An 11,407-nucleotide genomic window follows, 5' to 3' on the forward strand; every position below is an offset into this window, starting at 1 on the left:
ATGACAAAAATAATTATCGGTGAGCAAATAACAAAGACTTTTGGCCAAGGTAATGAACAGCGAAATATTTTAGATAAGATCTCTATTGAAATAAGTGAGGGCGAATTTGTTGCAATTATGGGGCCATCGGGTTCAGGAAAATCGACGTTAATGTTTGCACTTAGCGGAATGGAACGTCTCGACAGCGGAAAGGTGCTATTTGATGGGGAAAATTTATCTTCACTTGGGGAAAATGAGCTTTCAGATATACGCAGAGGGAAAATGGGCTTTGTCTTTCAACAGCCTACAATGCTGAAAAATTTAAATATTCTCGATAATATTATTCTCCTAGCTATGCGGAATAATCGAAAAAATGCAGCAGAGATTACAGAGAAGGCTAAGAGGTTAATGAAAAGAGTCGGCATTGAAGGACTTGAACAGCATAGGATTACCCAAGTTTCAGGAGGTCAATTACAGCGAGCGGGAATATGCAGAGCGCTTATGAATAATCCGAAAATTATTTTTGGAGATGAGCCAACAGGGGCGCTTAATTCTAAATTTTCGCAGCAAATTATGAATATTTTTTCGGAAATTAACGCAGAGGGTACAGCCGTTTTACTCGTCACGCATGATGCAAAGGTGGCTGCTCAGACAGAACGAATCTTATTTATGCGCGATGGGAAAATCGTAAGTCAGATGCAGCTTGCTAGATACGACGGGACTAATATGGACAATAGAGTTGCAATGGTTACGAAAAAAATGATCGAGCTGGATATTTAGCTGATCGAGTACTTAAGATAAGCGACGTAAAAACAGAGGCAGGATTTAGAAAGCTTTTATTATTTGGCTAAGCACAATTCTATGTTTTTTAATAGAAACTGATATAATGTATCTGAAAGTGTCCTGTTAGTAGATTGATGTCTTAATTTTGCACATTTTTTATTTGAGGGAGAACATTATGAACATCATTGAAAAACGAATTAATGAATTATTTAATTATCGTCCAGAGCTGACAAAGCAGCATGATTTAGAACAATTTTGGCAAAGAGCATTAAGCAAAGTTCATGAAGTTCCCCTTCATGCAACACGTACAAAACATGAAACCATTATTAACAGTATCGAGGTATTTGATGTCAAATTTAATGGCTTTAAGGAAACCGAGCTTCATGGTTTTTTAATCAAGCCAAAAAGCAGTGATAAAGCTTCATCAAAATTCCCTTGTGTCATTATTTTTCATGGTTATCAGCATGTGCGCACAGGACCAGAGCATTATATGGATTGGCTTTCTTTAGGTGTTGCTGTTTTTGCGGTAAGCGTACGAGGACAATCAACCGGCAATACGCTTGGTAGCGAGCATGGCATGGTAAAGGGATGGATGACCGAAAATCTATTAAATATTGAAGAAAGCTATTATATGGCGCTTGCAATTGATCATTTGCGAGCAGTGCGCTGGGTGCTTGAGCAAGCTGATTTAGATGCTGCGCGAGTTGCCGTGACAGGTGTTAGTCAAGGTGGCGGACAAGCACTTCTCGCTGCTGAGTTTTATCCGCAACTGCGAGCTGTCGTTGCAGACATTCCTAATTTATGTCATATCGATTATGGTATATTTTACTCTCAGGGCTCTTTAACAGAAATTGCAGAGTTTTGTCGTAAGGTCAATACAGACTGGCAAACCGTTTTGAAAAATTTAAGCTATTTCGATCATTTGAACCTAGCTGATCGGATACAAGTACCGATTATGATGTCAGTTGGGCTTAAGGATATGATCTGTATGCCTGAAACGATTTTTCCCGTATACAATCGGATCGCTTCCGAGCAGAAGAGCCTAGAGATTTATCCTTTTACTGGACATATGATTGAATATGCGCAGAAGAAAAAAGGGATGGAGTTTATTTATAAGCAGCTTTTTGCAGATGCGAATTAGTTTCGAGTTAGCGTTAACTAAACTAATAGAATATGTTTAAGTAGGATCGATTAGAATTATAATATTTCAATCAGTTGCAGAAACGAGAAAATGCCTTCCTGTAAGTTAACTAAAGCTTGCAGGAAGGTTTTTTTATGTTCGTTTTTTTACTATTTCATTTTTTTACTGCACGCTTATTGCGGTCCTAAATATTGTGTGATAAACTGACAATCGTAATTAATCGTAATCGTTACTATTACGATTAACCAAAAAGTAGGAGGTAATCAAATGAAAAAAATAGCGATCGCAATCCTTGTCTTACTTATTTCTAGTTTACTCTTTGCGTGCAGCACTGAGAGAACTGAGGTGCAAAGCAAAATAGAGCAGGTAGAAGCTAGTGCTGGAGCAAGTACACAAAGCTTTACAGATAGTTTAGGAAATGAAGTCGAGGTACCAACTGAGGTACATAGAATAGTTACATTGTCGACAGAGATGCTAATGCTGCTTGCTGATTTAGGTGTAAATGTAGTAGGGACAGTAGATAGTCATATGCATTTGCCAGAAGAAGAAGGGATACCAAAGGTTGGGGGCATTAATGAGGTGAATTTAGAGCAAGTTATCTCCTTAGAGCCTGACTTAGTTATTGGGACGCCGCGCTTTCATTCAAAATTATTACCTAGCATGGCAGAAAATCGTATACCGATGGCGATTATGCAAATGGTTACGTTTGATGATGTTAAGCAAGTGGCTCGTACATACGGAAAAATTTTAGGGATTGAAGACACTGTAGAGCAAAAAATAGCAGAAGCACAACAACGAGTAGATGCAGCAATTGCAAAGGCTTCAGCTGTAATAGACAAAAAGAGCGTCGTATTAAATGTTACTCCAGGGGGAATATCGATTCAAAAAAGCGGTACAACTACGTTAGAAGTAGTAGGGCTGCTAGGAATAAAAAATGTAGCCGATGAATTGCCTTCATTGCCTGATAGTGCTAATGCCGCTCCATTTAGTATGGAAACTTTAGTAGAATTGCAGCCTGATTATATTTTCATTACGGTACATGGGGCGACGGAAACAGGAACAGAAATTATTGAATCTCAGTTAAAAGCTAATCCAGCATGGCAAACATTACAGGCGGTAAAAAATAATCAAATCCATGTGCTGCCTTCAAATCTATTTCTAACAAACCCTGGCTTACATTATGAGCAAACGGTGCAGTATATGGTAGATATTATTTCACAATAGGAGAAGCAGCGAATGGCTTACTATCGGAAAAATACATTTTATTTGCTAGGCTACACTGTCGCTCTGCTTTTTATCTTTCTAATAAGCATTCATATTGGAGCAGTGAAAATACCGTTAAGTGACGTAGCGTATTACCTTTTTTCAAGCAAGGCAACGGGAAGTATGCATGACATTGTTTGGAATATTCGTTTACCGCGTTCTATTTTAGCAGCTCTTGTTGGCTCTGCATTAGCTATCGCAGGAGCATTGTTACAAGGGTTAATGCAAAACCCGTTAGCAGATCCGCAAATTATTGGAGTTTCTAGCGGGGCTGGTCTTGCTGGTATGATCATTTTAATTTTATTTCCTGAACAGATGCATTTATTGCCGCCATTTGCTTTTATCGGAGCGACGCTCGCAGTGCTGCTCGTTTATGGTTTAGCTTGGAAAAATGGTATTCAGCCCGTACGGGTTATTTTAGCAGGTGTCGCTATTGCGGCATTTTTTGGGGCAGGAACCTCAGCATTAATGTCATTTTTCAGTGATCGCGTACAAGGGACAATTAGCTTTATGGTGGGTGGCTTAGCTGCAAAAGGTTGGCAAGAGATAGGGATTATTTGGCCCTATATTCTAGCAGGTCTAATTATGGCGATGCTGCTAGCAAATCAAATGAACCTTCTTGTATTAGGAGATGCAGCAGCAAAAAGTTTAGGTCAACATGTTGAATTGACACGGGCAATTGTCACTGTTGTTGCTACATTATTGGCTGGAGCGGCTGTTAGTGTTGTTGGGCTGCTCGGCTTCGTTGGACTTATCGTTCCTCATATTACACGACTAATGCTCGGGAATGACTATCGCATTTTGCTTCCAGCATCAATGTTGCTTGGCGCTGGGCTGGTCACACTCTGTGATACGATCGCTCGCAGTATGTTTGCTCCGTTTGAGTTGCCTGTTGGTGTAATCATGGGTGTGATTGGAGCTCCATTTTTCTTATATTTGCTTAGAAGGAGAGAGCAGGTATGAGTTACTTAGTCGCTTCGGATATTGTGCAAATGATCGAGGGAAGGAAGATTTTACATCATATTGATTTGTGTCTTGAAAAAGGAAAAATTTACAGCATTATCGGACCAAATGGCTGTGGAAAAAGTACGCTGCTTAAAACTCTTGCTCGTCAGCTTCAGCCAGTGCAAGGTATGGTGCAGTTAGCTGGGCGAAGTATTTACAGTTTATCGCAAAAGGAGATAGCGAAACAGCTTGCTTATTTAATGCAGCATACAGGACGGATCGATATTACAGTGGAGCAGCTAGTTTCATATGGCCGTGCACCTCATAAATCGTTGCTGCAAAGACTTTCAGCAGAGGATGAAGCGATTATTAAATGGGCGATGGAGCAAACGAAAACTATGCATTTATGCAGGCGCAGCATCACCACATTATCTGGTGGGGAGCTGCAGCGAGTTTGGATTGCAATGGCATTAAGTCAAAAGACTGCGATGCTGTTTTTAGATTAGCCAACCAATCATCTAGATATTGCTCATCAGATTGATTTGCTAGAGCTAATTAAGCGACTAAATAAAGAGCTGACGATGACGATAGTGATGGTGCTGCATGATTTAAATTTTGCTGCCGCCTATTCAGATGAAGTGATTGTATTAAAAGACGGAATCATTTATGGAAGCGGCGCTCCAGAGCAAGTGATGGTACCGCAAATGTTTCAGGACGTTTTTTCAATTGATGTAAAGGTGCTTTTTGACGAACAGGATCAATCCCATTTTTTCAAAATGAAAGGAAGAAAACGATGAACGATATAATTTATCCTTTTTCCGCATTAGTCGGTCAAGAGGAAATGAAGCTAGCGTTACTCTTAAACTGTATAAATCCTGCAATCGGCGGAGTTTGTATTACAGGTGAAAAAGGGACGGCAAAATCAACTGCTGTGCGAGCACTAACAGGGTTATTTGAAGATTTACAAGTTGTTACATTGCCGTTAAGTGCAACGGAGGATCGTGTTGTCGGTACGCTTAATATTGAACATGCGTTAAAGCAAGGGGAAAAGAAGTTTGAGCCCGGCATTTTAGCCAAAGCGCATGGTCATATTTTATATGTCGATGAAATTAATTTACTGGAGGACCATATTGTTGATGTGTTGCTTGATGCTGCGGCAATGGGGGTTAATACAATTGAAAGAGACGGAATTTCTTATTCTCATCCTGCAAAATTTATTTTAGTGGGGACGATGAATCCAGAAGAAGGTGAGCTTCGTCCGCAGCTTTTAGACCGCTTTGGCTTATCAACGAATGTTGAAAGTGAAAAACTCCCAGCGCAGCGTGTAGAGGTTATAAAACGTCGACTCGCCTTTGAAGAAAATCCGACGGAGTTTATTCAGCAATATGAAATGCAGCAAATGGCATTATTCGCGCAAATTCAGCACGCCAAGCAATTATTATGTAAGGTGCAAGTCTCCGAGTATATTTATGATACCGTCGCAAATTTATCAATAACGCTTGGAATTGAGAGTCATCGAGCGGATATTACAATGATTAAAGCTGCAAAAACTTATGCTGCTCTGCAAGGGGAAGCAGAAGTAACAAACCGTCATCTAGCCACGATTGCACCGCTTGTTTATGCCCATCGTTTGCAGCAAAACCCGTTTGAAGATGAAAGTAAAACACGTCAGCAGATGAAAGCGATAATCGAACAGTATTGTGTGGTGGCACAATAAATGGCAACGCTACAGCAGGCAGTTACTGTGCTGAAATTGTTGGCGATAAATGAGCGAATAAAGAGTGTATGTATTGGCGGGGCAATTGGCAGTGGAAAATCTGAGCTGCTCTCGCTTTATAGGCAATTATCAGAGCGACCGCAAATTGTTATTCCAACTCATATTACAGTTGATCTGCTTTATGGTGGAGTATCTATCGAGGAAACATTGCAGCGGCAAAAGGTAGTATATGAGCAAAGTATATTTGAGCGAGCAGAAAATGGTTGCTTATTCGTCGAACAGCTAGAGCGATTGGAACCAATGATAGCTAGAACGATTGTGAAAGCAATAGAAGAGGAAACGATTACCTTTACTCGCGAACAGACAATAGAGAAAAGAATATCACATACGGCGCTTTATACAATACATACCCCATTTAAGCAAATGTCAAGCACATTATTAGATTGTATCGGATTAAGTGTAAGCTTAGATGCGCCAGATAAGGCTCAGCGAGTTAATGTTTTGAAAAATAATGCAATGGGTAATATCTCTGAAATACAGCGACAGATTAAAGAAGCCAGACTGCGATTATCGCATGTGACAGTTTCGGAAGAGATGTTAATATATATCGATCATCTGTTAGTGCAATACGGAATTTTTAGTATACGTGCCCAGTATGCATTGCTGCAAGCTGCACGAGCTCTGGCAGCAATGCAGAATGAATTCGAGGTAGCCGAATTGCATATTCAAGCAGTAGCTCCATATGTGCTTAATCATCGGGCTGCGGAACTGCATTCCAATGTAGAGTCGTCAGCGCAAAAGGAAGCTCAAGAAAATAAAGAAGAAACTTACGAGCAAGAAACCGAATATGAAGCTGATTCACTAGAGCCAACTACCCGAGAGAACGATTGGCAACCTAATAAACAGGAGATAAGTGGAGAAAGATTAGAGTATCCAGCTAATAACCAAGAGAAGAAAAATCAAGCTGGGGATCTTAATTATTCACTTGAATCGCAGTCACAGCAAGAAACTGATGCACTTGTTGATGTAAGCGCAGAGGAAGCAGGTGCAATTACGTTAAATGTAGAGCAAAGCTCACAAATGAAAAAATCGCTAAGCGGTAAGGCGGCAAAACTTCAAATAAATAAAAAGCGTGGACGTCAAATTGGAACGATGCCTTATAAAAAAGCAACAGCTGATTTGGACTTATTAGCTACGCTGGTAAAGGCAATTCCTGAACAACGATTGTATGAAAAAGGTAAGACTGCGATTACTGTAAAACCTCATCATTTTGTGAATAAAAAGCGTGAGCAAAAACAAGCACAGCATTTTATTTTTGTTGTTGATGCAAGTCAGTCAATGCAGCAAAATAAGCAAATGACTATCGTTAAAGGAGTAGTGTTATCGTTATTAAAGGATGCCTATCAAAAACGAAATGTAATTAGCTTTATTTCGATGAGTCAAGCAAAGGCTGAAATTCAATTACAGGCTGTCAAAAATATTAATTTAGCACGGAAAACACTGCAAAATTTGAAAGTTGGCGGAAAAACACCGCTAGCAAGTGGTTTAGAGCTAAGTTTATCGCTATTGCAAAACAGTGAGTTTCCTATTGATGCAGCGAAGATAATTGTTATTACCGATGGGCGTGCGAATATGACATTAGCTGGAGAAAAGCATGTAAAGCAGGCGATGCAGGAAGCATTAGCACAAGCAGAGCAGCTTCGCAAGTTAGCTGCACAAGTTCTCGTTGTTGATACGGAGCAAGGTGCCGTTAAGCTAGAGAAGTCCAAAGAGTTAGCGAGTGTGATACAAGGTCATTATATTCCATTTTCAGAATTTTCAAAATTAAAAACGTATCATTTTTTAAGAAAGGGAGATAAGTAATGCGATTAATTATTGCAACTGCTGCTGATGCTACGATCATTGAAGCAATTCAAGCATATAAGGAAATTAAAGAGGAACTGGCATATTTATCTGTTGAGGTTTACAGCATTCATCAGCCTGTAGCGGAAAAACAATGGATAGCTTTGCAGCAACCATCAACCGAGCATACGATGTTGCTTATTGATTCTCATGGAGCGGATGAGCAAACGGTTATGCGCATGTTAAATATTGCTGCAGCAGAGCAATGGGATGTTATTCCGCTCATGTTTAGTATGGAAGTAATGCATTTCTTCAAAATCGGCACTTTACAAGGATGTGATTTAGTTCCTGGCCAACATGGGCAGATGGTGCTGCATGAACATATACAGGGGACTGAGCGTGAGTGCAAACAACGTGATTTAGCTAATTTTATGCAGCTATTTGCATATTGGCGCGTATCAGGGCGAGCAAACTGGAAAAATGCATTGCTTTTTATCAGTAAGCATTATGCAGGCGGTAAACATGAGATTAGTCCACCAATTGAATATCCAGACATCGGCATCATCAATCCAGTTACAGATAAGCATTATGACAAATTAGAGAGCTATATAGAGGACATTCATTACGATTCCAGCCTGCCAAATGTTGCCTTTATTTATTTATCTGCAAAATCTCGATTAGATGCAACGCTTGTATTACAGAACTTCATTGAGAAATTGAAAGGTAAGGCGAATGTTTTACCGATTGGACTTGCAAGTATGATGAACGTAGATGCAGAGAAGCTGACAGCACTTTTGCAAAATCAAAAGATGCCGATAGATCTAATTGTTAGCTTTATGAATTTCCGTCTCGGAAGCGGGCCGCAAGGTATAGCGACAACAACCTATACTGATTTATTTGCAAAACTCAATGTGCCTATCGTTCATCCCGTTTTAATGGGAGGCATTGATTATGAAGATTGGCAGAAGCCTGATCGTACAATCAGTCCAGCCGAACAGCTTGTTAGCATTGTATTGCCTGAATTAGACGGTGTTATTGATAGTTTGCCAGTTGCAGCTATGCAAAATATTGGTGAGGATGAGGCGTTTCAAGTGAATATGAAAATACTGACGCCGATTGAAGACCGAGTTGAAAAAATGGTTAGACGGATCATGAATTGGCTAAAGCTGCGCAGACTTACCAATGATCAAAAGCGTGTTGCAATTATTGGCTATAACTATCCAGTTGGAGAAGGAAATTTATTTGGTGGAGCATTTTTAGATACGTTTGCTTCCCTTGAAAAAATGATAAAGCTGCTCCATCAGCAAAATTATGATGTGACACCATACTCTGCTGAAGAGCTGCGAGCTAAATTTATTGAAAATGGCTTTACAAATGGCAGCAATTGGTTTGCTGTCAATGAGACCGAGGCTATTTTTTATCCAGCTGAGTCTTATCAAGCGTTTATTGACAAGTCAGCATGGAAATCTGAAATTGAAGCAAAATGGGGAGCTGCGCCAGGCAATATCCTTGTTAACAAAGGGAAATTTTTAATTCCAGGAATTTGCAACGGGAATGTTTTTATCGGGATTCAACCGCCGCGAGCAGTACAGATTGATGCGCAAACGTATCATAGTGGTGACTTACCGCCAACCCACCATTATATTGCGTTTTATCAATGGATTCATGAAGTGTTTAAACCAGATGTTATTGTTCATATCGGTACACATGGTACGCTAGAATTTTTATCAGGTAAACAAGTAACATTAAGCGAGCATTGCTATAGCGATGCGTTAATTGGCGATGTGCCGCATTTATATTATTACTATGTCGGCAATGTAGCCGAAGCAATGATTGCCAAACGCCGCAGCAGTGCAACATTAATAACATATCAAGCTCCACCGTTTGCTAATGGCGAGCTATATGGGAAATATGAGGAGTTACATGCTTTATTGCAGGAATATTCGCAGGCAGAGCAGCTTAATCGGGAGCGCATGCAAACTGTATTAACACTTATTCAGCAGCAAGCAGAGCAGCTTCACTTACCGTCAAGTTCTCTACAAGATTTAGAGCGAGAACTTTATCGTATTCAAACATCCTTTATTCCAAATGGCTTACACGTATTTGGCGAAGGATTTTCTAAACAAGCAGCGCTTGATTTCACATTTAAAATTGTAAGTATGTCTCGTCCTGCGATGCATTCTATACAACAAGCAGTTGCGCTTAAACAAGGATTGTCTTTTGAGAAACTTGTAGAGCAAGGAGACATGTTGCAAGTCAAGCATATTGAGCAGGAAGCAAAGCAATTGCTTGAAAACTATATCAATAATCGCAAAGAACTGAATGCAGACGATCCAGTGGAAAAGGTGTTGAATTATGCTTGGACGATCTTTAATAAACTATACCAAAATAACGAGGAAGCAGGTTTGATCAATGCGTTAAATGGAGGCTATACTCCAGCAAAATTAGCCGGTGATATATTGCGTAATCCTGAAATTTTACCTACAGGCTACAACATGGTACAAATCGATCCTAGTACAATTCCTAGTGAGGCAGCTGTATTGCGCGGTCAGCAAATTGCTGAGAATTCATTGGCTGCTTACTTGGCAGAGCATGATCATTATCCTCAATCTGTTGGTTTAGTAATGTGGGGGATAGAAACGGCACGTACACAAGGAGAAACGATTGGACAAATCCTACATTATGTCGGAGCTCGTCTAGTCAAGGTACCTCATTCATTAACGAAGCGGGTTGAAGTAATCCCTTTAGCTGAGCTAAAACGTCCACGAATTAATGTGTTTATTAACGCCAGTGGAGTATTCCGTGATATGTTCTCAAATGTAATTGATGAGTTAAGTGATTTATTCCAGCAAATTTCCGAGTTAGATGAGCCGTTGGAAATGAACTATGTCAAGGCACAAACTGAGCGTGTACTTAAACAGCTTGGTGAGATGGAACATGCAAAAGAACTTGCTGCAGGTCGAATTTTCGCACCTGCTCTAGGGGAATATGATTCAGGGGTGACCCATTTAATTCATGAAAATAGTTGGAAAAATGATTCAGAAATTGGAGAGCTATTTGCAGCTAATCGAAATTATGTTTATACGAAGCAAGTTAAAGGAAAGAAGATAGCTTCACTTTATGATGAACATGCAAAGCAGGTTGATTTAATTTCACAAATTCGCAGTGAATTTGAATATGAGGTCATTGATTTAGATCATTATTTTGAATACTTTGGCGGTATGGCGAAAGCTGTGGAAAATGTGAAGGGGGAGCAGGTAGATATATTAATATCTGACTCTAGCAATGAGCAAATTTTAACTGAAACATTATCTCATTCCTTAGAACGAGCTGTTCGTACACGTTTAACCAATCCAAAATGGATTAACGGTTTGCTTGCTCATCAATATGCTGGCGGTCAATCAATTGCCAAGCGCTTTGAAAATATGCTTGGTTTAGCAGCAACAACGAATAGCGTCAAACAATGGGTATTCAATGACTTACATCAAACTTATGTAGAGAATGAAGAGATTGCGGCAAGACTTGAGGAAAATAATCCATACGCCTACGAGCAGATTTTGAGGACTATGCTTGTTTACTATGAACGTGGTTATTGGCAAGCTAGTGAGCAACAACTGGATCTAATAAAAGAAAAGTATTTGGAGCTGGAAAGTGTAATAGAATGAACGATGAGGACTTTTGCCTGTCTCTAATTTTATGCAGATACTAAAAAAGATGCTGCCTGAATCTATCGGGCA

At 39.8% G+C, this 11,407-nt stretch carries 9 protein-coding genes; all 9 read left to right on the forward strand.

The features are described 5' to 3' along the window. Positions 1-759: an ABC transporter ATP-binding protein gene (locus tag AC2TDL_RS13735; RefSeq protein ID WP_484696655.1), complete on the forward strand. Its 759-nt coding sequence runs from the start codon at positions 1-3 to the stop codon at positions 757-759. A 178-nt stretch (positions 760-937) separates the two neighbouring features. Further along, on the forward strand, positions 938-1,903 hold the full coding sequence (locus AC2TDL_RS13740) for an acetylxylan esterase (protein WP_484696656.1): 966 nt from the start codon (positions 938-940) through the stop codon (positions 1,901-1,903). 267 nt (positions 1,904-2,170) lie between these two features. After that, positions 2,171-3,127, forward strand: coding sequence for an ABC transporter substrate-binding protein (locus AC2TDL_RS13745; protein ID WP_484696657.1), 957 nt, complete (start codon positions 2,171-2,173; stop codon positions 3,125-3,127). Between the two features lie 12 nt (positions 3,128-3,139). Beyond that, the gene (locus AC2TDL_RS13750) at positions 3,140-4,129 is read left to right on the forward strand and encodes a FecCD family ABC transporter permease (protein WP_484696658.1); all 990 of its coding nucleotides are present in this window, start codon (positions 3,140-3,142) and stop codon (positions 4,127-4,129) included. Beyond that, entirely contained in the window at positions 4,126-4,617 is a 492-nt protein-coding gene (locus tag AC2TDL_RS13755) for an ABC transporter ATP-binding protein (protein WP_484696659.1), read from the forward strand. The genes AC2TDL_RS13750 and AC2TDL_RS13755 overlap by 4 nt, the downstream gene beginning before the upstream one ends. Before the next feature lie 36 nt (positions 4,618-4,653). Further along, a complete protein-coding gene (locus AC2TDL_RS13760) occupies positions 4,654-4,908 on the forward strand; it encodes a hypothetical protein (protein WP_484696660.1) in 255 nt (84 codons plus the stop codon). After that, a complete protein-coding gene (locus tag AC2TDL_RS13765; protein ID WP_484696661.1) occupies positions 4,905-5,828 on the forward strand; it encodes a magnesium chelatase ATPase subunit I in 924 nt (307 codons plus the stop codon). Before AC2TDL_RS13760 ends, AC2TDL_RS13765 begins: the two co-directional genes overlap by 4 nt. Beyond that, entirely contained in the window at positions 5,829-7,691 is a 1,863-nt protein-coding gene (locus AC2TDL_RS13770; protein ID WP_484696662.1) for a VWA domain-containing protein, read from the forward strand. Then, entirely contained in the window at positions 7,691-11,335 is a 3,645-nt protein-coding gene (locus AC2TDL_RS13775) for a cobaltochelatase subunit CobN (protein WP_484696663.1), read from the forward strand. Before AC2TDL_RS13770 ends, AC2TDL_RS13775 begins: the two co-directional genes overlap by 1 nt. Positions 11,336-11,407 lie beyond the last annotated feature (72 nt).

The organism is Paenibacillus sp. plas6 (genome assembly GCF_057221655.1).

Bases quoted from the DNA above. Each gene is read 5' to 3' on its own strand.
- AC2TDL_RS13750 (WP_484696658.1), top strand. From the start codon at position 3,140: ATGGCTTACTATCGGAAAAATACATTTTATTTGCTAGGCTACACTGTC.
- AC2TDL_RS13735 (WP_484696655.1), top strand. From the start codon at position 1: ATGACAAAAATAATTATCGGTGAGCAAATAACAAAGACTTTTGGCCAA.
- AC2TDL_RS13740 (WP_484696656.1), top strand. From the start codon at position 938: ATGAACATCATTGAAAAACGAATTAATGAATTATTTAATTATCGTCCA.
- AC2TDL_RS13775 (WP_484696663.1), top strand. From the start codon at position 7,691: ATGCGATTAATTATTGCAACTGCTGCTGATGCTACGATCATTGAAGCA.
- AC2TDL_RS13765 (WP_484696661.1), top strand. From the start codon at position 4,905: ATGAACGATATAATTTATCCTTTTTCCGCATTAGTCGGTCAAGAGGAA.
- AC2TDL_RS13755 (WP_484696659.1), top strand. From the start codon at position 4,126: ATGAGTTACTTAGTCGCTTCGGATATTGTGCAAATGATCGAGGGAAGG.
- AC2TDL_RS13745 (WP_484696657.1), top strand. From the start codon at position 2,171: ATGAAAAAAATAGCGATCGCAATCCTTGTCTTACTTATTTCTAGTTTA.
- AC2TDL_RS13770 (WP_484696662.1), top strand. From the start codon at position 5,829: ATGGCAACGCTACAGCAGGCAGTTACTGTGCTGAAATTGTTGGCGATA.